Source organism: Pseudomonas sp. A1230 (genome assembly GCF_044218825.1).
In the GTDB taxonomy this organism is placed as follows: Bacteria; Pseudomonadota; Gammaproteobacteria; order Pseudomonadales; family Pseudomonadaceae; genus Aquipseudomonas; species Aquipseudomonas iridis.
Genome location: NZ_CP162582.1, coordinates 4,207,513 through 4,229,555 on the forward strand (window position 1 = coordinate 4,207,513; position 22,043 = coordinate 4,229,555).

General features: G+C 60.5%; 19 protein-coding genes. 12 read left to right on the forward strand and 7 right to left on the reverse strand.

Annotation, left to right across the window (positions count from 1 at the left end; genetic code table 11):
• The first annotated feature begins 124 nt into the window (after positions 1-124).
• The 3 genes from AB4P97_RS19715 to AB4P97_RS19725 all read left to right on the forward strand — a co-directional run bounded on the left by AB4P97_RS19715 (position 125) and on the right by AB4P97_RS19725 (position 2,940).
• Positions 125-799, forward strand: coding sequence for a YciC family protein (locus AB4P97_RS19715; protein WP_042561202.1), 675 nt, complete (start codon positions 125-127; stop codon positions 797-799).
• Between the two features lie 75 nt (positions 800-874).
• Complete coding sequence (locus AB4P97_RS19720; protein WP_042561203.1) at positions 875-1,954, forward strand: endonuclease/exonuclease/phosphatase family protein; 1,080 nt, start codon at positions 875-877, stop codon at positions 1,952-1,954.
• A gap of 65 nt (positions 1,955-2,019) precedes the next feature.
• Positions 2,020-2,940: a hypothetical protein gene (locus AB4P97_RS19725; RefSeq protein WP_042561204.1), complete on the forward strand. Its 921-nt coding sequence runs from the start codon at positions 2,020-2,022 to the stop codon at positions 2,938-2,940.
• 56 nt (positions 2,941-2,996) lie between these two features.
• Here AB4P97_RS19725 and hrpB read toward each other — a convergent pair whose 3' ends face one another.
• On the reverse strand, positions 2,997-5,516 hold the full coding sequence (gene hrpB / locus AB4P97_RS19730) for an ATP-dependent helicase HrpB (protein ID WP_395601507.1): 2,520 nt from the start codon (positions 5,514-5,516) through the stop codon (positions 2,997-2,999).
• Between the two features lie 365 nt (positions 5,517-5,881).
• On the opposite strand from hrpB, the gene AB4P97_RS19735 reads away from it, so the two are divergent.
• Positions 5,882-6,301 carry a hypothetical protein gene (locus tag AB4P97_RS19735; protein WP_042561222.1) on the forward strand — a complete coding sequence of 140 codons (420 nt, stop codon included), beginning with the start codon at positions 5,882-5,884 and terminating at the stop codon, positions 6,299-6,301.
• 15 nt (positions 6,302-6,316) lie between these two features.
• Positions 6,317-7,225, forward strand: coding sequence for a cation diffusion facilitator family transporter (locus AB4P97_RS19740; RefSeq protein WP_395601508.1), 909 nt, complete (start codon positions 6,317-6,319; stop codon positions 7,223-7,225).
• 27 nt (positions 7,226-7,252) lie between these two features.
• Here AB4P97_RS19740 and AB4P97_RS19745 read toward each other — a convergent pair whose 3' ends face one another.
• The gene (locus AB4P97_RS19745) at positions 7,253-8,254 is read right to left on the reverse strand and encodes a DUF6515 family protein (protein WP_273877752.1); all 1,002 of its coding nucleotides are present in this window, start codon (positions 8,252-8,254) and stop codon (positions 7,253-7,255) included.
• A gap of 454 nt (positions 8,255-8,708) precedes the next feature.
• Between AB4P97_RS19745 and AB4P97_RS19750 the strand changes: the two genes are divergently transcribed.
• On the forward strand, positions 8,709-9,188 hold the full coding sequence (locus tag AB4P97_RS19750) for an Lrp/AsnC family transcriptional regulator (protein WP_042561225.1): 480 nt from the start codon (positions 8,709-8,711) through the stop codon (positions 9,186-9,188).
• 197 nt (positions 9,189-9,385) lie between these two features.
• Positions 9,386-9,595: a DUF2788 domain-containing protein gene (locus AB4P97_RS19755; RefSeq protein WP_042561226.1), complete on the forward strand. Its 210-nt coding sequence runs from the start codon at positions 9,386-9,388 to the stop codon at positions 9,593-9,595.
• Here AB4P97_RS19755 and AB4P97_RS19760 read toward each other — a convergent pair.
• The 4 genes from AB4P97_RS19760 to AB4P97_RS19775 all read right to left on the reverse strand — a co-directional run bounded on the left by AB4P97_RS19760 (position 9,590) and on the right by AB4P97_RS19775 (position 16,088).
• Complete coding sequence (locus tag AB4P97_RS19760; protein WP_150688114.1) at positions 9,590-10,225, reverse strand: pseudouridine synthase; 636 nt, start codon at positions 10,223-10,225, stop codon at positions 9,590-9,592. The two genes, AB4P97_RS19755 and AB4P97_RS19760, sit on opposite strands and share 6 nt — an antisense overlap.
• Before the next feature lie 72 nt (positions 10,226-10,297).
• Entirely contained in the window at positions 10,298-11,797 is a 1,500-nt protein-coding gene (amn, locus tag AB4P97_RS19765) for an AMP nucleosidase (RefSeq protein ID WP_162184593.1), read from the reverse strand.
• A gap of 192 nt (positions 11,798-11,989) precedes the next feature.
• Positions 11,990-13,639, reverse strand: a complete 1,650-nt coding sequence (locus AB4P97_RS19770; RefSeq protein ID WP_395601509.1) for an acyl-CoA dehydrogenase family protein — start codon at positions 13,637-13,639, stop codon at positions 11,990-11,992.
• A gap of 94 nt (positions 13,640-13,733) precedes the next feature.
• Complete coding sequence (locus AB4P97_RS19775; protein WP_395601510.1) at positions 13,734-16,088, reverse strand: 7TM diverse intracellular signaling domain-containing protein; 2,355 nt, start codon at positions 16,086-16,088, stop codon at positions 13,734-13,736.
• A gap of 313 nt (positions 16,089-16,401) precedes the next feature.
• Here AB4P97_RS19775 and AB4P97_RS19780 point away from each other — a divergent pair, with 313 nt between their 5' ends.
• The 4 genes from AB4P97_RS19780 to AB4P97_RS19795 all read left to right on the forward strand — a co-directional run bounded on the left by AB4P97_RS19780 (position 16,402) and on the right by AB4P97_RS19795 (position 19,921).
• Entirely contained in the window at positions 16,402-17,199 is a 798-nt protein-coding gene (locus AB4P97_RS19780; RefSeq protein ID WP_047303578.1) for a hydroxymethylpyrimidine/phosphomethylpyrimidine kinase, read from the forward strand.
• Positions 17,200-17,217: 18 nt separating this feature from the next.
• A complete protein-coding gene (gene thiE, locus AB4P97_RS19785) occupies positions 17,218-17,841 on the forward strand; it encodes a thiamine phosphate synthase (RefSeq protein ID WP_047303580.1) in 624 nt (207 codons plus the stop codon).
• Positions 17,842-17,858: 17 nt separating this feature from the next.
• Entirely contained in the window at positions 17,859-19,142 is a 1,284-nt protein-coding gene (hemL, locus tag AB4P97_RS19790) for a glutamate-1-semialdehyde 2,1-aminomutase (RefSeq protein WP_042561232.1), read from the forward strand.
• A 224-nt stretch (positions 19,143-19,366) separates the two neighbouring features.
• Positions 19,367-19,921, forward strand: a complete 555-nt coding sequence (locus AB4P97_RS19795; RefSeq protein WP_042561233.1) for a tetratricopeptide repeat protein — start codon at positions 19,367-19,369, stop codon at positions 19,919-19,921.
• 123 nt (positions 19,922-20,044) lie between these two features.
• Here AB4P97_RS19795 and AB4P97_RS19800 read toward each other — a convergent pair whose 3' ends face one another.
• Positions 20,045-20,374 carry a DUF1820 family protein gene (locus AB4P97_RS19800; protein ID WP_042561234.1) on the reverse strand — a complete coding sequence of 110 codons (330 nt, stop codon included), beginning with the start codon at positions 20,372-20,374 and terminating at the stop codon, positions 20,045-20,047.
• 133 nt (positions 20,375-20,507) lie between these two features.
• Between AB4P97_RS19800 and miaB the strand changes: the two genes are divergently transcribed.
• Positions 20,508-21,836: a tRNA (N6-isopentenyl adenosine(37)-C2)-methylthiotransferase MiaB gene (gene miaB, locus AB4P97_RS19805; RefSeq protein WP_042561235.1), complete on the forward strand. Its 1,329-nt coding sequence runs from the start codon at positions 20,508-20,510 to the stop codon at positions 21,834-21,836.
• Positions 21,837-22,043 lie beyond the last annotated feature (207 nt).

Consider the following 22,043-nt stretch of genomic DNA (forward strand, 5'->3'; position numbering starts at 1 on the left):
TGCTCACCTGTAATGGCGACGGTGACAGGATGTTTCAACGACCTTTACCGAATGTTTACGTTTGTGCCGCGCCGCACATCATCGGTTAAAGTGAGCCACTGTTTTCGACCTGCGATACCGACTGATGAATGCCTTCGAAGTGCTGCGCGACTCTCTGTTTTTTTTCAAACGCCATTTGGTCAGCATCGTGCAGCTGTGTCTGCCGCTGGTGATCGTCGAAGCCTTTTTGCAACAGGTGGTCGATCGCGCCACCGGGCCGGAAAGCTTTGCGGCGAGCAGCATCATCGTCGGCCTGGTGATTTATCCGTTGTATACCGCCGCGCTGATTCTGTTTCTCGATGCCCGCAGTCGTGGCGAGTCGCCGCGCAACCGCGACCTGCTGGCGATGGCTGCCACCCTGTGGCCGCGCTTCGCCTTGCTGACGGCGCTGAACACATTGCTGATCCTGCTGGGCATTTCGCTGTATTTCCTGCCGGGTCTGATCCTCATGGTGATGCTGGCGTTCGGCGAATACCTGCTGGTCCTGCGCGGCCTCAATCCATTGCACGCCATGAAAGAAAGCCTGCGCCTGACCCGTGGGCATTTCTGGCGAATCCTGCTGTGCATTCTTTGCGTGATGACACCGTTGTGGTTGCTCAAAGGGGCGAGCCTGGCGGTTTATCCAGAGCCGCAAAACCCGGTGATCGCCGTACTGATCGACAGTGCCCACAGCTTCCTGCAACTGTTCACCAGCGTGGTGCTGTTTCGCCTGTTCATGCTGATCAGCGAACTGCCTGACAAACGTAGTGGCGCGGTCTGATCGCTTTGGCCTTGGGCGACGGGCGCGCACTCGGGTATGCTCGGGGCCACTTTCTGTAACGCTATAAGCCGAGCCATGACCCGTCTGCTGCGCTACACCCTGTTGCTTGTTGTGCTCGCCATCGCTCTGATCGGCGCGCTGTTGTTCAGCCTGACCTGGCGCCCCGACACTAGGGAAACCCTGCCGGTCAGTTGCACCGGCACCCCGCCTGCGCTGGTGCCCGGGCAAGCGCTGAAAGTCATGACCTGGAACGTGCAATACCTGGCCGGCAAGCGTTACGTGTTCTGGAATGATCTGGCCCAGGGCAATGACGAAGCGCCGACCCTGGAAGACATGGCCTTCAGTCTCGATGAAGTGGCGCGAGTGATCCGCGACGAGCAACCCGATGTGGTGCTGTTGCAGGAACTGGATGACGGCGCCAAGGCCAGCGACTATCAGGATCAGCTCAAGCTGTTGCAGGAGCGGGTCGCCGATCTGTATCCGTGCAGCGTCAGCGCGTTTGACTGGAAAGCCGACTTTGTTCCCGAACCACACATCTTTGGCAGCGTCGGACGACAACTGGCGACACTGAGCCGCTACCGCATCGAACACGCCGAACGCCTGCAATTACCGGTGGCTTCGAGCAATTTCATCAGCCGCCAGTTCCAGCCCAAAAACGCCCTGCTCGCGACCCGTCTGCCGCTCAGCGATGGCGGGCAACTGACCGTATTCAATACGCATCTGGAACGCGCCAGCCAACCGAATGACACCTTGCAGGCGCAGGTGACGGCCGTGGCCAAGGTACTCGACAAGTATGAAAGCCAGGGTTTGCTGTGGCTGGTCGGCGGCGACTTCAACCTGCTGCCGATCGGCCAATATCGCCGTTTGCCCGCAGAGCAGCGCACGCCCTACGCCGCCGACAGCGAGTTACATCTGCTGTGGGACAAATACCCGATGATCCCGACCAACAATGAAGCCAGCGGCATCAATCGCGCCCAGTGGCTGACGCACTACCCCAACGATCCCGGCCTCAACGGCCCGGATCGCACGGTCGACTATCTGTTCTACAGCCCGAAGATCAAACGGGTTGAAGCGATGGTGCGCCAGGACGATACCTTGCGTATTTCCGATCACTTGCCAGTGATTGCCCGCTTTCTGCTCCCGGCCACCCCATAGCAACGGCATTGCTCAACGGCCCGATTACACGGCTTCGGCCTTCGAATTTACAACATGGAAGACGCATGAAAATCTTGTTGATGTGCAAGGACATCGGCGGTTATGCCCGTAAACTGGCTGACCATCTGAGGAAGGATAACGACGTGTGCTTCATTGATACGTCGGCGATGGCCAACACGTTCGATCGAGCCCCCAAGATCATCCGTCGTCCGCTCAAGCGTTGGGCCCAGTTGCGCCAGGTCAAACGCGCCATAGGTGCAGGCGGGCGATTCGACGTTGCCCTCATCATCAACCCGGCGCAAATCGATCCGAAGCAGTTGGCGACGGGATTGCGCGCCTCAGACCGCAAGATCGCTTATCTGTACGACAGCTTCAGTCGCTGGCCGATGAGCCGCGAAGAGCTGGCCAGTTATGACGAGGTGTTTTCATTTGATCCGGAAAACGCCAAGAGCCACGGTCTGAAAAAACTGCACAATTTCATTTACGACGATTATGTTGCCGACGGTGCGCCCGGCGATTACTCGGCGTTTGTGGTGATGGCCGGCAAGGACCGGGTGCCGGCACTTGAAGGTCTGGCGAATGAGTTCGATCGACTCGGCATTACCGATTACAGGTTTCTGGTGCAGTGCAAACCGATCCCGGGGGCTCATCCGGGCATTACGTTCTTCGAGCAGAGAATGTCGCTGGAATCTGTGGGCGAGCTGGTCAAGCGCTCGCGGATCATTCTGGACATTTCCAAGCCGGGTCAGACCGGTTTGAGCTTTCGCTTTTTTGAAGCCATGGCCTCGCGAAAAAAGGTCATCACGACCAACAAGAGTGTTGTCGATTATGACTTCTACAATCCGGCAAACATTCTGGTCATCGACGAAAACGGCCCGGTGATTCCGGAGCACTTCATCACAGCCCCGTACGTGGACATCCCTGCACCCATCTATGAAAAATACACGCTGCAAGGTTGGGTGAAGACGGTTTTCTCGCAGCAATGAATTGTTGGCCGACTCACATCCTGTAGGAGCTGCCGCAGGCGGCGATCGTTTGTTCTTCAGGTGCCACGAGGTTTGGCCCGGGCAGTGGCCTCGGCCACCAACGGATCATCCGGCCAATAATGCTTGGGATACCGTCCCTTCAAATCCTTCTTCACCTCGGCATAAGTGCTGCGCCAGAAGTTGGCCAGATCCTGCGTCACCTGCACCGGACGCCGCGCGGGTGACAGCAGATGCAGCTTGACCACTTGCCTGCCGCCAGCGACTCGCGGGGTTTCGGCCAGCCCGAACAACTCCTGCAAACGCACCGCCAGAATCGGCGGAAACTCGCTGTAATCCAGGCGAATCGACGAACCCGACGGCACGCTCAGATGATGTGGCGCCAGCTCATCCAGCCGTTGCGGCAGAGGCCACGGCAGCAGATTGCGGACGATGCTCGACAGATCCAGATTGGCGAAATGACTGAGCCGCGAAACTTTGCCCAGATACGGCATCAGCCAGTGTTCAAGGGATTTCATCAGCGAGACATCGCTGACGTCCGGCCATTGGCTTGCGTCTTGAGTCTGCAGATCCAAATGCCGCAACAGGGCGACACGCGCCTGCCACTGACGCAGTTCCGGTGTCCATGGCAGCAACTCAAGCCCCTTTCGCCGCACCAGATTGACCAGTGCCTGACTGCGTGCGCTTTCATCGAGACCGGTCAACGGTTCACGACTGAGGATCAGCTCACCGACCTTGCGCTGACGCTCGGCGCGCAACACACCTTCGCGCTCGTCCCAATCCAGTTGATCGACGCACTGCACCTGCTCGGCCAGCACCGAATCGAACAGCGCCGGATCAAAATCCGCCGCCAGATAAATCCGTTCTTCGCGCTGGCCCTGACGGCTGCCGAGGTCGGCGATGACGATCCACGGTTCTTTCATCAGGCTGTCGGCTTCGGCGAACAGCGCGGCGCGACCATTGGCCAAGCGATATTCAGCGCCACCGGCGCGGCGCTGTTGGGCGACACGGTCGGGATAGGCCAGCGCCAGCAAAGCGCCGAGCCAGCGCGGATGATCCGGATCGTTGACCGGCTCACTCGCCTTACCGCGCAGGTAACCGCGATATTGCCGTGCCAGTTGCCGCGCTCGCTGCACGCCGCCCTGCGCGCCACGGGTTGCGCGCTCTTCGCCCGAAAGCAGGACCAGTCGGCTGTGCAGGTCGGCCCCGGCGCCGCGCAAGATATCGCGTTCACCCAGCAGCGCGGCGACATCGCAAGCCATCGTCGCCAGCCCCAACGCCTGACCGCGCAGCAATAAGTGGCCGATACGCGGATGCGCTGGCAGCTCGGCCATGGCCTGACCGTGCGCAGTCAGCGCCTCGCCGTCCAGCGCACCCAGACGCTGCAACAAATCCTGTGCCTGTGCGTAAGCCGCTGCCGGCGGCGCGTCGAGCCAGACCAGTTCGCCCGGTGTCACGCCCCAGCGCCCCAGTTGCAACGCAAGGCTGGCCAGATCTGCCGAGAGAATTTCCGCACTGCCGTAGGCCGCCAGTTGCTCGTGTTGATCCTGCGACCACAAGCGATAACAAACGCCCGGTTCCAGTCGCCCTGCCCGGCCTGCGCGTTGGGTGGCACTGGCTTTGGAAATGCGTTGCGTGTCGAGGCGGGTCATGCCGCTGCCCGGGTCGAAACGCGGCACCCGCGCCAGCCCGGCATCGATCACCACGCGCACGCCGTTGATGGTCAAACTGGTTTCGGCGATGTTGGTCGCCAGCACCACTTTGCGCTGACCGGGTGGAGCCGGATCGATGGCGGCTCGTTGCGCGTTCAGATCAAGCTCACCGTGTAACGGACAGAGCAACACGTCGCTGCGCTCACCGATGGCGTCGCTCAGTTGCTGATGGACTCGACGGATTTCCGCCTGCCCCGGCAGAAACACCAACACGCTGCCGGTTTCATCATTGAGCGCTTCGAGTACCGTCTGCGTCACGCGTTGATCAATGTATTCGCCAGGCTGAAACGGCCGCCCCCAGCGCATTGTCACCGGGTACATGCGGCCCTCGCTGCGCAGGATCGGCGCGTCGTCGAGCAAACCGGCCAGGCGTTCGCCTTCCAGCGTTGCGGACATCAGCAAAATCTTCAGCGGCTGTTCAGCGCGAAACAGCTCTCGACCGTTCAAACTCAGGGCCAATGCCAGATCGGCGTCGAGGCTGCGTTCGTGGAATTCGTCAAAGATCAGCAGACCCACGCCTTCCAGTGCCGGGTCATCCTGCAAGCGGCGAGTGAGAATGCCTTCGGTGACCACTTCGATGCGGGTATTGGGGCCAACCTTGCTGTCGAGACGAATGCGATACCCGACGGTCTCCCCGACCTTCTCGCCCAACTCGCTGGCCAGTCGTTCCGCTGCGGCACGCGCCGCCAGACGACGAGGCTCAAGCATGAGGATGGTTTGCCCATCGAGCCAGGCTTCATTGAGCAGCGCCAAAGGCACGCGGGTGGTTTTACCGGCGCCGGGCGGTGCTTCGAGCACGGCTTCGTGGCGTGTCGCCAACGCTTCACGCAGGGCGGGTAAAACTTCATCGATCGGCAAAGAAATCATGCTGGCTCCCCAGGGCGTGCCCACAGTAAATGGCGAGTCACGTTAAAGATGTGAGCGTGCCAGGCAAGGCGCGGGACGCAGGTAAGGGTCGTTTCCTTGCCAAGTCCCGCAACGCAGCATGGCGCGCTCACAGCTTTAGCCCGGAGGGCCGAACCCCGACAGGACTCATCAGCCTTCACGCGGTGTCGATCTGGAGAAAACAACTTCAATCCTCAACATATTTCGGTAGGGGTGAGACGAGGCCGCAATTTACTGTGGGCAAGCCCTGCCAGCGGCGAGTATAACGGCGAACTGCTTGGCGTTCGTCAGGGTCTTAACTTCACACGACGACGCTTCGTTATTAGATGACTCAGGAGATATTTCCCATGCGTTTACCTTTTCGCCTGATCGGCGGCGTGCTGGTCGCCACCCTGCTCACTCAAATCACCGCGTGCGGCTCGATTTTCTATCCGGATCGTCGCGGCCAGATCGACGGCAAGATTGACCCGGCGATTGCCGTGCTCGATGCCGTCGGGCTGCTGTTCTACGTGATCCCCGGGCTGATCGCATTTGCTGTCGACTTCGCCACTGGCGCGATCTATTTCGAGCCAGGTCATACCGCACAAATCGATCCGGCCAAGCTCAAGCAAGCCGTCGGCCCGGACGGTCAGGTCGATAACCACAAGTTGCAGGCTATTCTCGAAACGGAACTGGGGCGCAACTTCCCGCTGGACGATCCACGCCTGATCCAGCACAAGGGCAGCACTCAGCAACTAGCGATGTTCGGCCTGCAACCTGCCGCATAAGGAATCACTCTGCCCATGATCTCCAAGCCCGAACACGCCCGCCTGCTGCGGTTGGCCACCCGCGCCTCGGTGGCGGTGGCCTGCACGCTGATCGTCGCCAAAGCCATCGCCTGGTGGCTGAGCGGTTCGGTGAGCATGCTCGCCGGCCTCACCGACTCGGCGCTGGACGGCGTCACGTCGTTGCTCAATCTGCTGGCAGTGCACTACGCGTTACGTCCGGCGGACGACGATCACCGCTATGGCCACGGCAAGGCGGAGTCGCTGGCCGGCATGGCGCAGGCGCTGTTCATTGGTGGCAGTGCGGTGTTGATCGCATTTCAGGCGTATGAGCGGCTGAACAATCCGCAGCCGCTGGGCGCGCCTTGGCTGAGCATCGGCGTGATCGTGTTTTCCCTGCTGCTGACGCTGGCGCTGCTGGTGTTGCAGCATCGGGTGATCAAGGCGACCGGCTCCAATGCCGTGCGCGCCGATTCGTTGCATTACCGCTCGGACATGCTGCTAAACGGCAGCATTCTGATTGCGCTGGTGCTGGCCGGGTTTGGCTTTGAGCAACTGGATGCGTGGTTCGGTCTGGGGATTGCTGTCTACATCCTGTGGAGCGCGGTGCAGATCGCCCGAGAAAGTTTCTCAGTGTTGATGGACGAGGAGCTGCCGACGGACGTCAGCCAGCACATGCTCGAACTGGCGTGCAGTGTGCCGGGGGTACTGGGCGCGCATGACTTGCGCACACGGATCTCGGGCAACCACTGGTTTGTGCAATTGCATCTGGAATTGCCGGGGGAGCTGACGTTGTCCGTCGCGCACGGCATCAGCGATCAGGCCGCCGATGCCATTCACAAAGCCTACCCACGAGCCGAAGTGCTGGTGCACGCAGACCCGATCAAAGCAGCTACAAGCCGCCAGCCTCAAGATTCAAGCTTGTAGCTCGAAACTTGCAGCTCGTAGCGGCTTCTATCTGACCTGATAACCGCGACTGCTCAGGCAATTGCCCTGGGCCTGACGGTAGGCCTGGACCACCTCGGGCGCCGGTTGATACGTCGCGGTGCGCGGATCGAAACCGCTTTGCTGCACCGCGTACTGATAACACTGGTATCCGTCCTGCTGCACCTGCTGCGGCGACTGTCCATTGGCCGGATAGGCCTCGACGTCGTAGCCCTGGGATTGCGGCTGTTGCTGCTGCACGGGCGGCGCGACCACGATGTAATCCTGCGTGTCTTGCTGATACGCGTAGTACGAGCCGGCAGCGAGGAACAGCAGCGACCCACCGACCCAAACTTCACGGGCGTAATCCGGCAAGTACTGCGTACGAATCCCGCGCGGCGGTTGCACGACGATGTAGCGCGGGCCTTGCGGGCGATACCAGTAGCCGCCGGAATAGAAGTAGTCCTGACCGCGATACGGCACGCGATAGTCACGATCGGGGAAGCGATCGATCACATGCCCCGGGCGATATTGCGGGCCGGGTCCCCAACCAGTGCCGTGACCGTCCGGACGTCCCGGCCAGTGGTTATCGTTGGGCCGATTGCCGGTCTGCCAATGCTGATTGTTGTAGCCGTTTTGCGGACGCTCATCGCGGTAGTAACCCTGACGCGGTTCCTGGGTCTGGCGCACGGCGTCGGGGCGCGGCTGGATCGGCAGGCTGTTGGCCGGTAGCTGCGGCGGTGGAGGGGGCTGGCGCACCGGGTTGGGGTTGTAGGCCGGGCGGTTCTGGTTCTGGCCGTTGTTCTGCTGACCGTTGTGCTCGAACTGGCGGCTGTTGTCGCCACGGATGATTTCGTTGTTCTGCGGGCGCTGCTGATTGTCGCCGCCATGGCCCTGATTATTGCCCTGATGTTCCGGCCCGCGACCGCCGCCGTCGGGGCCACGATTTTGCGGCTCATCGGCCAGTGCCTGCGCACCGACACTCATACACAGCAAACCAACACCGGCCAGCTGCCAGATGCGCGACTTCATGAAATTCCTCACTGCGGCTCAGAGACCTTGATTGGAGTGGCCTGTAGCTAAGACCGGGGAAACACACACCGGGTTCTGCAACAGGTTATCAGTCACGCAACTTATTTATTGAGCGGCGCAGCAGTAAATTGCGCACAAGAAAAAAGGGAGACCCGTCGGCCTCCCTTTAGAGAACTTCGTCCTGGCTCGACGCTTTTGACGTCGGCTCACCTCACGCCGTCTTGTGGACAGTGCGTAGCTCGGGGGCCGGCCCAACCCCGGTGGGGGTGGCGGCCGCGGCAGGCCTGATTGGGCGGGCCGCGTGGACTGTGTTACCGAGCAGTGATTCTGGTGATAAGAATAAGCCGGAGGCTGCGACAGAGGATTGCGAAGATTGCTCAAATAAACATCACTTGCGCAATTTTTCACCCTGGATAGATAATCCTCCGCAATAGTTACAACCAAGGACAGATTGATGAGCAAACTCGACCGTTACGACCTGAGCATTTTGGCGGAATTGCAACGCGACGCCCGCATCTCCAACCAGGAGTTGGCCGAGCGCATCGGTCTGTCACCCTCCCCTTGCTCGCGCCGGGTCAAACAGCTGGAAGACGACGGCTATATCTCGCGTCAGGTGGCGCTACTGGACCGCAAGATGCTCGGCCTGAGCCTGACGGCTTACGTGCTGATCGGCATGGACCGGCACACGCCAGAGCGTTTCGAGAATTTCGAAGCGGCGATTCGCACGTTGCCGCAGGTGCTGGAGTGCAGCCTGGTGACGGGGGTGGATGCTGATTACCAGTTGAAAGTGGTGGTACCGGATATGGATCACTATCAGAAGCTGTTGCTCGGTCACCTCACCCGGATTGATGGGGTGACCAGCGTTCGCTCAAGCTTTGTGCTGAATCAGGTATTGAACAGTACCGAGTTGCCGCTGACTCATTTGCGTAGCTGAAATCTCTCCCTGTAGGAGCTGCCGAAGGCTGCGATCTTTTAAAAACAGAATCAAAAGATCGCAGCCTTCGGCAGCTCCTACAGGGGGGAGCGGTGACTGAAGAGGTGTGGCACACCGACGCAGGTCAATGATTCAGCGATTGCCCATGGCGTATAATCGCCGCCGCCCTTTACCCCGCCCCGCGCCGGAGATGTCCGATGGATCCTGCACTACTCGAAGAGTGGATGATGACCGGTCTGGTCAGCATCCTGATCATTTTCATGGGTTTCATCGTCTGGGATCTGGCGAAGAAGTCCAAGGCCGGTCGCTTCGGCTCGCTCATTCTGTTCTTCGTGCTGGGCCTGGGTGTGGCCGCGTTCATCATCAAGAGCGTGGTGATCGGCCTGATCGAATCCGGCGCTCTATAAGCGCGCCGGCACCTCCGCCCACTGGCCCTGATCGAGACCGTCGATCGTCCAGTCACCAATCCTGACCCGCACCAACCGCAGCGTCGGCAGCCCGACCGCGGCAGTCATGCGCCGTACCTGACGGTTGCGTCCCTCGCGAATCACCAGTTCCAGCCAACTCGTTGGCACGCTCTTGCGAAAGCGCACGGGCGGGTTGCGTGGCCACAGCTCTGGCTCATCGAGTTGGCGCGCCTCGGCGGGCAAGGTCATGCCGTCATTCAACTCGACGCCATCACGCAGACGCTGCAACTGCTCGTCCGTCGGCTCGCCTTCGACCTGCACCCAATAGGTTTTCGCCAGCTTGTGTTTCGGGTCTGCGATCCGCGCCTGCAACTGGCCATCGTTAGTCAGCAGCAGCAAACCTTCGCTGTCTCGGTCCAGACGCCCGGCCGGGTAGATGCCCGGCACGTCGATGTAATCCTTGAGTGTCGCCCGCCCTTCACCGTCGCTGAATTGCGTCAGCACATCAAACGGTTTGTTGAACAGGATCAGCTTCGGCTCGGCCGGCGGCGCCTTGGCGACACGGCGAGGGGCAGAAGACGGAGGCTTCGCGCCGGGACGGCGAGAAGGTGGACGCGGAGGACGGGACATGGGCAAAACAACATCTGGCGATCTGGGCTGACAATGCTAGTGCCCGGATCGCCAAATGACCACGACTAACCGTTAACGGAACGGCGGTTCGTCGAAGCTGCGCAGTTTGCGCGAGTGCAGCGAGTTGAGTTCGGTGCGCAGCAGATCGACCGCTTCGATGCCGATCTTCAAGTGCTGGCTGACCGCGCGTTCGTAGAAGGCGTTGGCCGAACCCGGCAGCTTGATTTCACTGTGCAGCGGTTTGTCCGAAACGCACAGCAACGTGCCATACGGCACTCGCAAGCGATAACCCTGCGCGGCAATCGTGCCACTTTCCATGTCCACCGCCACGGCGCGGGACAGGTTGATCAACGGTCGCTCCTGGGCCCAGCGCAGCTCCCAGTTACGGTCGTCGTAGGTCAGCACGGTGCCGGTGCGCAGGCGTTTTTTCAGATCATCGCCCTTCTCGCCCGTGATATTGGCTGCCGCTTGTTGCAGCGCCATTTGCACTTCGGCCAGTGCCGGGATCGGAATGTTGGGCGGCACGACGCGATCGAGAATACCGTCGCGACGCATGTAGGCGTGGGCCAGCACGTAATCGCCGATGGTCTGCGACTGACGCAGACCGCCGCAGTGACCGATCATCAGCCAGCAATGCGGACGCAGTACCGCCAAATGGTCGGTAATGTTCTTGGCGTTGGACGGGCCGACACCGATATTGACCAAGGTCACGCCGTGGCCATCGCTGGCGATCAGGTGATAGGCCGGCATCTGGTAGCGGTGCCAGACCACACCGGCAGCAATCGCCGAGGCTTCGCCGTGATCCATGCTCTTTTCGATGATCACGTTGCCCGGCAACACCATGCGCACGAAACGCGGATCGCTGCGCAATTGCTCCAGACCATGGACGATGAACTGGTCGACGTAACGGTGATAGTTGGTCAGCAGGATCCACGGCTGCACATGACGCCAGTCGCTGCCGGTGTAATGCACCAGTCGGCGCAGCGAGAAATCCACACGCGCCGCATCAAACAGCGCCAATGGCAGCGGATCGGTATTTTCCCAATCGTAGAGACCGTCGGCGATGCCATCGGTGGCGGCAGACAAATCGGTACTCGGGAAAACGCGCGCCAGCACCGCTGCCGTCACGCCGGAGCCGGCCAGTTCGTCGCCCTGTTCGACCACGTATGGATACGGAATGTTTTGCTGGCTGACGCCGACTTCCACGGTCACGGTGAAGTCATGCATCAGCGGCACAAGTTGTTCGAGCAGATATTTGCGAAAGGCCGCCGGGTGGGTGACGGTGACGCTGTAGGTGCCCGGCAGTTGCACCTTGGCGTAGGCGCGGGTGGTCTGCGGGACTTCGCCCTGGCAGTGATAGGTCAAACGCAGTTCGGGATAACGAAACTGAGCACGCTGCTCGGCGTCGGGCTCGACGCGATCCTTGAGGTACCGCTTGAGCGCCGAGTTCAGCGCAGAGGTGGCCCGCTCATGCAGCTCGGCCAGACGATCCACGGCTTGTTCGGCGGTTTGAACGACAATAAACGCTTCGGTCACGATCAGCTTCCTGTGTTCTGACTTGCAGAGCTTCATCTTGCCTGCATCGTGGCGTGACGGGAACAGTGGCGTTGTGGCTACACCTAAATCTTTCAGACAACCCGAATCCCTGTGGGAGCTGGCTTGCCAGCGATGAGGTCGTCACATTCAACATCGATGTCGAGTGACAGAACGCCATCGCTGGCAAGCCAGCTCCCACAGGGTTTTGTGGTGTTGGGGAGATTGGGGTCAGAAACGTTGCGGGGTCGAGCGGGCGACGATGGCTTCAACGTCCAGTCCACGCGGCAGCGCGCCGTAGACTCGTCCGCCACCACTCAGACGACTGGCAATAAATGCATCACTGACCGCCGAATTCCCCGCCTCCAGCAACAGTTTGGCCTGTAGCCCCAGCGCAATATCCTCAGTCAACTGCCGCGCCCGGTATTGAATGTCGCTCGTATCCTTGAACTGCGCCTGCAACTGCTGAATATGCGCGGCCAGACGTTTATCGCCATGGCCGTCACCCAGTTCGCTGAACAACACATCCAGCACGCCCGGCTCTTTCGACAAGGCACGCAACACGTCGAGGCACTGCACGTTGCCCGAGCCTTCCCACGTCGAGTTGACCGGCGCCTCGCGGTACAGTCGCGGCAGGATGCTGTCTTCGACATAACCCGCACCGCCCATGCATTCGGCGGCTTCGTTGATCATGGCCGGCGCGCGTTTGCAGACCCAGTATTTGCCCACCGCCGTCACCAACCGGGCGAATTGCGCTTCGTGGCGATCATCCAGATGATCGAGCGCTTTGCCCATGCGCAGGCTCAGGGCCAGTGCGGCCTCGCTTTCAAGCGCCAGATCGGCCAGCACGTTCTGCATCAACGGCTGTTCGCTCAGCAGTTTGCCGCCGACCTTGCGGTGCGCGCAGTGATGGCTGGCCTGGGTCAGCGCCTGACGCATCAGCGCGCTGGAGCCGACCATGCAATCGAAACGGGTCATGGCCACCATCTCGATGATGGTCGGCACGCCGCGCCCCTCTTCACCGACCATCCACGCCAGCGCCCCGCGAAATTCCACCTCGCTGGAGGCGTTGGACTGATTGCCGAGTTTGTTTTTCAGGCGCTGGATGTAGAACTGATTGCGCGTGTCATCGGGACGATGGCGCGGCAGCAGAAAACAGGTCAGGCCTTTGTCGGTCTGCGCCAGCGTGAGGAACGCATCGCACATCGGCGCCGAGCAGAACCACTTGTGCCCGACCAGTTCATAGGCCTCGCCCGGCCCGCTGGCACCGACCGGATAGGCTTTGGTGCTATTGGCGCGCACGTCGGTGCCGCCCTGTTTCTCGGTCATCGCCATGCCGATGGTGACCCCGGCCTTGTGCGCCATGCCGACATTGCGCGGATCGTATTCGGTGGCGAGGATTTTCGACAGCCATTGCTCGGCCAGGTTCGGCTGCAAACGCAGGGCCGGAACGCTGGCGAACGTCATGGTCAACGGGCAGCCACTGCCGGCCTCGGCCTGGCTGTGCAGGTAACTCATGGAGGCCCGGGCAACGTGGGCGCCGTCCTGCGGGTGGGCCCATGGCAAGGAAGTCAGGCCATGCTCGATGGCCGTGCGCATCAGCTCGTGATAAGCGGGATGGAATTCCACCAGATCGATGCGATGACCGTAGCGGTCATGGCTGGCGAATACCGGTTTGTTCTGATTGGCGAGGAACCCGGCTTCCATCAGCGGCCCGCCAGCGAGAGCACCGTAGGCATCAATTCGCGATTCGGCCCAACCGGCGCCAAACCGGCGCGACCACTCCTGCAACGGCAGATCAATGCGGTACAGGTTGCTGCCGTCCAGCGACGGCGGCTGGTTGGTGACTTCGTGGGTTTCGGCGAACTGATGCAGGTTCATGACGGGTTCCTTCTTCAGCGAGAAGGTCAGTTAAGCACCGCCCCCACGCCGAACAAAGTGTCATATCCGCCGTTTTTGCGGCGCTTTTACCCTATCAACAGCAGAGCACGCGCCGCTCCAGCGCTGCCTGCAAATCTTCGAATTTCACCGGTTTGTTCAGGTAATCGATCACCGCGCCAGGGCTGCACATCTCGCGGTCGGCACTCAGCGCCAACATGAACACCGGCAGATGCGCGCAACCCGGCAAAGCATGGATCTGGCAGCACAATGCCGCGCCGTCCTGGGCAGGCGACTGGCAATCGATCAGTACCGCGTCGAAGCTCTCGCGCTGCAGGTAATCAAGCGCTGCCGCACTATTATCGGCGGCGCGCACGCGGAAACCGAGCTTGAGCAGCATGCCGCGCATCACCAGTTGGTTGACGCTGTTGTTATCGACCAACAACACCGTGCAGTCTTGTGGGGCGCGTATGCAATCGCGGGCAGGCGCCGCTGTTGGCGCAGGTTCGACCACCGGCAATTCGAACTCGACGTCCAGTTGGAAACGGCTGCCGCGACCGGGTTCGGAACGATGGGTGAGCTTGCCGCCGAGCAATTCCACCAACTGTCGGCAAATCGCCAGACCCACGCCCAAGCCGCCGTACTCACGGGTCATCGACCCGTCGAGCTGGAAGAAGCGTTGATACATCGTCGCCTCGCCCAGATCAGTGAAGCCGATACCGGTGTCGATCACCGCAAACGACAGCGCCATACGATTGTCCGTCGTCGGTTTGCCGCTAACACGTAGCGCCAGACCGCCCACGCGGGTGAACTTGATCGCGTTATCCAGCAAGCATTCCAGGCATTGCGCCAGTTTCGTGCTGTCGCCATTCAGGCGATCCGGCAGGGTCGGCAGCACGTCGACTTTGAAGTCCAGCGACTTGCTCGCCGCATTACTTTCAAATTGCACGCGTAATGCCTCGACCACGCCGCGCAGGCTGAAGCTGCCCTGTGTCGCCTTGAGCTTGCCGGCTTGCAATTCGGTAAGGGTGAGGATGCCGTTGACCATGCGCATCATGTCCCGGGCGGAACCGGCAGCGGTTTGCTGGTATTGCTCAAGCTCCGGGTCGAGGTCGACGGTCTGCATCAGTTCCAGCGAGCCGATCACACCGTTCATCGGCGTGCGCAGTTCGTGGGTCAGGGTCGCGAGGAATTCATCCTTGAGCTTGTTACTGCGGGCCAGTTGCTGGTTGAGCACTTCGAGTTTCTGGCTGGCATCGAACAGCGTCTGCGCCTGTTGTTCGCGCATCGCGTTGATGCGATCGGCCAATGCCAGCGACAGCAGCGCCACTTCGATGGCCGAGCCGATCTGGCTGGCGTACATGGTCAGGAACACGTTCGGCAGCAAGCCCAGCACCATCAGCGTGTTGATCACGCCACCGAGCAGAAACGCCGACCAGGCGATGATGAAGTAGCGCGCCACCCGCAGGCCGCGGCACCAGGCCAGAATCCCGGCGGCGAAAATCACCACAGTGAAGGTCAGCGCCAACGTTGTTGCCAGGCGCAGGGCCAAGGCGTAACTGGCCATCAACGACAGACCAACCACCAGCGCGCCGAATGCGATCAAGGCGATCAGCAAGCGGTCAAGCCAGCGGCTGTGCGTCCTGGTCTGCAAAAAGCTGCGGGCGAACTGGCTGCCGAACAACCCCGCGCAACCGATGAAGAACGGGGTGGCGGCGTTGGCCCACCACGGATTGTTCGGCCAGAAGTACTCGACTGCCGCACCATTCACCGACAGCTGATAGAGCCCGAACGAAGCAATGTAGAAGATGTAATAGAGGTAACTGGTGTCTCGCACGCTCAGGTAGATGAACAGGTTGTACACCACCATCCCCAGCAGCACGCCATAAATGATGCCCAGCACGTACAGGCGCACCGGCTGGTCTTCGAGATACGCGGTGCTCGACCACAACGTCACCGGCGCCTGGATCGAGCCTTCGCTGGCGAGTCGCAGGTACACGGTTTGCTGTTGATCCGGCGCGAACGTCAGGTCGAACAGATAGTTGTTCTGGCGGATCTCACGACTGGCGAACGGCAAGGCATCGCCGGTTTGCCGGATCAGGTGAAAGTCGCCACGGGCGTCGGGCAGATACAGGTCGAGATGGTCGAGCGGCGGATACGCCAACTCCAGCAGCCAGGTGCGCTGGGCGCCAGGATTGCTCGGGCGGTAATGCAGGTCGATCTTCAGCCAGAATGCCGAGCGTGAGTACCCGGCATTGAGCGTGGCTTTGTCGTGGGCTTTGAAATTGCCGGCAGCAGCCTGCGCGCGGACATCGGCAATGCTCGCCTGACCGCTCGGGTCTTCGAACACTTGCAGTGACCGGCCCAGAGGGAGGCTCTGGGTGAATTCGTCGAATTCGACGGCGCTCGCCATGAGGGGCAAGCAGAACAGCAACATCAGCAGATAGCGCATTGAAGCCCCAGCGTGGCTCGTCCGGTTGTGTCAGGAAGCCCCCCATTCCTTGTGAGTAGACGTAAAACCGGTGTTACCTGTTATTGGTTTGGATCCAGACTAGCATAGCTGTTGATGGCCATTGAGCACCATCGGAATTTTCCTATAAAGGCTCTAGAACGGGCGTTTCAGAGCAAAGCAGCGAGCTAGAGCTGTTTGATTAGTCAGGTAGATCACAAGATCCTCCAACGACTCGGGCCGCGATCGGACGATCTTTTGATCTTGCTGCGCCAGCCACACCCGAAAATCAGCTTTGGTGGTAAGCTCGCGCACCATGAATATCTACAGCTCCCGCCCCGTTGTCCTCTGTCTCTCCGGCCACGACCCCAGTGGTGGCGCCGGCTTGCAGGCAGATATCGAAGCCCTGCTCGCGCAGGGTTGCCATGCGGCTCCGGCCGTCACCGCCCTGACCGTGCAAGACACCGTCAACGTCACTGACTTTCGCGTCCTCGACCGTGAGTGGGTATTGGCCCAGGCCAACGCCGTGCTCAACGACTCCGAAGTCGCTGCGGTCAAACTGGGCATGCTCGGTTCGCTGGAAATGGTCGACACCGTTGTCGAACTGTTGTCGGCGCACCCGCACTTGCCGGTGGTCTGTGACCCGGTACTGCGCGCCGGCGGCGGTGGACGTCTGGGCAAGGACGAAGTCGGCTATGCGATGCGCGAACGTCTGCTGCCACTGTCGATCATCGCGACCCCCAATCTTCCCGAAGCGCGCATCCTTGCCGAACTGCCCGAAGGCACCGCGGACGAGTGCGCTGAAAAACTTCTGCCGTTCGTCAAGAACCTGCTGATTACCGGTGGCCACGGCGACGAAACTGAAATCCACAATCGCCTGTACAGCCGCGACGGTCTGCGTGAAACCTTTTACTGCCAGCGCTTGCCGGGCAGTTATCACGGTTCTGGCTGCACCCTCGCCAGTGCCTTGGCCGGTCGCCTGGCGCAAGGTGAAAACCTCGCCAGCGCCGTGCGCAGTGCACTGGATTACACCTGGCGCACCCTGCGCGATGCCGAACAGCTGGGCAAAGGCCAGTTTGTCCCGCGTCGCCTGCCGCTGGATTTCTGCTCGTAACGTCGTGAGGTCTGCCTGATGAAACTACGTGGCCTGTACGCCATTACCGACAGCCAGTTGCTGGCCGGCAAGTTCCTGTCGTACGTGGAGGCGGCGCTGGAAGGCGGCGTCACTCTGCTGCAATACCGCGACAAGAGCAGCGACGAAGCCCGTCGTCTGCGCGAGGCCGAGGCGCTGCGCAATCTGTGCGAACGCTACAAGACGCAGCTAATCATCAACGACGACGCCGAACTGGCCGCGCGCCTGAACGTCGGTGTACACCTGGGCCAGACCGACGGCCCGCTGTCACCGACCCGCGCCCTGCTCGGCTCGAAATCGATCATCGGCTCGACTTGCCACGCGCAAATCGAACTGGCGCAACAGGCTGCCAAGGAAGGCGCGAGTTACGTCGCCTTCGGTCGTTTCTTCAATTCCAACACAAAACCCGGTGCACCGACCTGCAGCCTTGATCTGCTCGACGAAGCCAAACGTGCGCTGCATCTACCGATCTGCGCGATTGGTGGCATCACCCTCGACAACGCTGCGCCGCTGGTGGCCCACGGCGTCGACTTGCTTGCTGTGGTCCACGGTTTGTTTGGTGCCGACAGCACAGCCGAAGTGACCCGCCGCGCCCGCGCATTCAATGAATTGTTCAAATCCTGATTTTTGAGAGCCCGATCATGTCTCGTTCCGAAACCCTGTTTGCCAATGCCCAGAAACACATTCCCGGTGGCGTGAACTCACCGGTTCGCGCGTTCAAGAGCGTGGGTGGCACGCCGCTGTTCTTCAAACATGCCGAAGGCGCCTACGTCACTGACGAAGACGACAAGCGTTATGTCGATTACGTTGGCTCGTGGGGCCCGATGATTCTTGGCCACAGCCACCCGGACGTGCTGGACGCGGTGCGCAATCAACTGCAGCACGGCTTGTCGTACGGTGCGCCGACCGCGATGGAAACCGAGATGGCCGACCTGGTCTGCTCGCTGGTGCCGTCGATGGACATGGTGCGCATGGTCAGCTCCGGCACCGAAGCGACCATGAGCGCCATCCGCCTGGCCCGTGGTTTCACCGGCCGCGACAGCATCATCAAATTCGAAGGCTGCTACCACGGCCACTCCGACAGTCTGCTGGTCAAGGCCGGTTCCGGCGCACTGACCCAAGGCGTTCCGAGCTCGGCGGGTGTACCGGCAGCGTTCGCCAAACACACGCTGACCCTGCCGTTCAACGACATCGACGCCGTGGAAAAAATGCTCGCCGAAGTCGGTGAAGACGTCGCCTGCATCATCGTTGAGCCAGTGGCCGGCAACATGAACTGCGTACCGCCAGCGCCGGGCTTCCTCGAAGGTCTGCGCTCGCTGTGCGACAAGCATGGCGTTGTGCTGATTTTCGACGAAGTGATGACCGGTTTCCGCGTGGCCCTCGGTGGGGCGCAGGCTTACTACGGCGTGAAACCAGACCTGACCACCTTCGGCAAAATCATCGGTGGCGGCATGCCGGTCGGCTGTTTCGGCGGCAAGCGCGAAATCATGGAACGCATCGCGCCACTGGGCCCGGTGTATCAGGCCGGTACGCTGTCGGGTAACCCGCTGGCCATGGCTGCCGGTTTGACTACTCTGCGCTTGATCAGCCGTCCGGGTTTCCACGACGAACTGACCGATTACACCACGCGCCTGCTCGACGGCCTGCAACAACGCGCTGACGCAGCGGGCATTCCGTTCGTGACCACTCAGGCCGGCGGCATGTTCGGCCTGTACTTCAGCGGTGCCGACGACATCGTCACCTTCGAAGACGTGATGGCCAGTGACGCTGCCTTGTTTGGTCGCTTCTTCCACCTGATGCTGGAAGGCGGCGTGTACCTGGCGCCGAGTGCATTCGAAGCCGGTTTCACTTCTATCGCCCACGGCGAAGCCGAGTTGAAATTGACTCTGGATGCAGCCGAGCGCGCCTTCGCCAAACTGAAATAATCGCCGAACCGCTGACGTTGGCCATTGCCAGCGTCAGCTTTCACCTACACCCGAGCTGTTTTTCCGACGCCTCTGCTAAATATCCGCCTGAAGTGGGCGATATATTCCCCGCGCAGCAGAAAAACGAGTAAAGACTTTGTAAGGATGGCCCTGCTTATTTCATAATGCGCGCTTATTGGATCCCTCGATGGGTCCGCGTGCCCTTCAGAGGTAAGTCGATTCCCATGAACCGCACCGGCCGCACCCTTGCCTTGGGCTGCCTGTTGCTCCTTCAGCCCCTGCTCGCGCATGCACAAGCAGGCGGCAACTCGTTGTTGATCCCGGCGATGGGTCGTTGCACCCTCAATACTCAGCCGCAAGACGTCACGCAGGCACTGGCCGCCTGCCAAAAGGCAGCGGATGAAGGGGATGCGCAAGCGCAATACGAGTTGGGTGAGTTCTACTACGACGGCAAGAATGCGCCGCGCGACCTCAATCAAGCCCTGAGCTATTTCGAAAAAGCCTCGCTGCAAGGCCATGCCCAGGCGCAATTCAAGCTCGGCACGATGTTCTTCCACGGCGAAGGCGTGCAGGCCAACAACATTCAGGCGTACATCGTGCTGAAGATGGCCGCGGTCAACGGCGCCGAAGAGGCGCTGGACACTGCCGACGAAGTCTCTGAAAAAATGTCCCGCGAAGACCTCGAAACCGCCACACAGGTGCTCGGGCAAATTTTCCGTAAATACCTGATGGAACTGCAGAGCGCCGATGGGCGCACGCCGTTTTCGCCTCTTCCCTGATTTCTGAGCCGATCTTGCTGGCCCCATCGCGAGCAGGCTCGCTCCCACAAGTGGTCTTCGGAACACTGGAGATCAAATGTGGGAGCAAGCCTGCTGGCGAATGGGGAGACGCGGTCTTGAAACTTACTTCTCAGGCATCGGCATCGGAAACGGCATCACATTGCCGACGGTGCCGCGGGCTTCGCTGATTTTCGGTGTACCCAGACGCTCAACCTCGTCGATGCGCACGATCGAATGCATCGGCACAAAGCTGCGCACCACGCCTTCGAATTGCGCCTTGAGCTTTTCTTCGCTCGGATCGACGACCATCTGCGTGCGCTCGCCAAAGACGAACTCTTCCACTTCCAGGAAGCCCCACAGATCACTTTGATAGATCTGCTTGGCGTACATTTCGAACACCTGGCCCTGGTTGAGGAAAATCACCTTGTAGATTGGAGCTTCGCGTTTGGTCATGGCGGGCGGATAACATCGGGGATAAAAATGAGGGCGCGAACTATAGCATAGCCACCGGACGCACAACGGTAGGAACATGGAGACATGTTCCCTATAATGCGCGGTTCTTTGAATCACGTGACGATCCTAATCCATGGCCAAGAAGCTTTACATCGAAACCCACGGTTGCCAGATGAACGAGTACGACAGCTCGCGCATGGTCGATCTGCTGGGTGAACATCAGGCCCTGGAAGTCACTGCTCGCGCCGAAGATGCCGACGTGATTCTGCTTAACACCTGCTCGATCCGCGAACGCGCCCAGGACCGGGTGTACTCGCAACTGGGCCGCTGGCGCGAACTGAAACTGGCCAACCCGGACATGGTGATCGCCGTCGGCGGTTGCGTGGCCAGCCAGGAAGGCGCGGCGATCCGTGATCGCGCACCCTACGTCGACGTGGTGTTCGGCCCGCAGACCCTGCACCGCCTGCCGGAAATGATCGACGCCGCACGCATCACCAAATTGCCGCAAGTCGACGTCTCGTTCCCGGAAATCGAAAAATTCGACCACTTGCCCGAGCCGCGCATTGACGGCCCGAGTGCTTACGTGTCGGTGATGGAAGGTTGCAGCAAGTACTGCACGTTCTGCGTGGTGCCTTATACCCGTGGTGAAGAAGTCAGCCGCCCCTTCGACGACGTGCTCGCCGAAATCATTCATCTGGCCGAAAACGGCGTACGTGAAGTCACTTTGCTGGGGCAGAACGTCAACGGCTATCGCGGCGCAACCCACGACGGTCGTCTGGCCGACCTGGCGGAATTGATCCGCGTGGTCGCCGCCGTCGATGGCATCGACCGCATTCGCTACACCACCTCGCATCCGCTGGAGTTCTCCGACAGCCTGATCCAGGCCCACGCCGAAGTACCGGAACTGGTGAAGCACCTGCACTTGCCAGTGCAATCGGGCTCCGACCGGATTCTGGCGGCGATGAAGCGCAACCACACCGCGCTGGAGTACAAATCCAAGTTGCGCAAACTGCGCGCGGCGGTGCCGGGGATTTGCATCAGCTCGGACTTCATCGTCGGCTTCCCGGGTGAAACCGAGAGAGACTTCGAACAGACCATGAAGCTGATCGAAGACGTCGGTTTCGATTTTTCCTACTCGTTCGTTTACAGCCAGCGCCCGGGCACACCGGCTGCCGATCTGGCCGATGACACGCCAGAAGCGCTCAAGAAAGAACGCCTGAACGCGCTTCAGCACCGCCTGAATCAGCAAGGTTTCGAGATCAGCCGACAAATGGTCGGCTCGACCCAGCGAATTCTGGTGACCGATTACTCGAAGAAAGACCCGGGCGAACTGCAAGGGCGCACCGAGAATAATCGTATCGTCAACTTCCGCTGCGACAATCCAACGCTGATCGGCCAGTTCGCAGATGTGCACATCGATGCGGCGCAACCGCACTCGCTGCGCGGTTCGCTGATCCAATAACAAATATCAGGAACATAGAGAATCCTGTAGGAGCTGGCTTGCCAGCGATAAGGCCATCAGCCCCGACAAATATGTCGCCTGTTGCACCGCTATCGCTGGCAAGCCAGCTCCCACAGTGGACTGCACTGTTACTGAGATTGTGTTCATTAATTTAAGAGCTTTCGCACCCAGGCCACTGGCGTTATCCTTGATTTCATCTTAATTGCC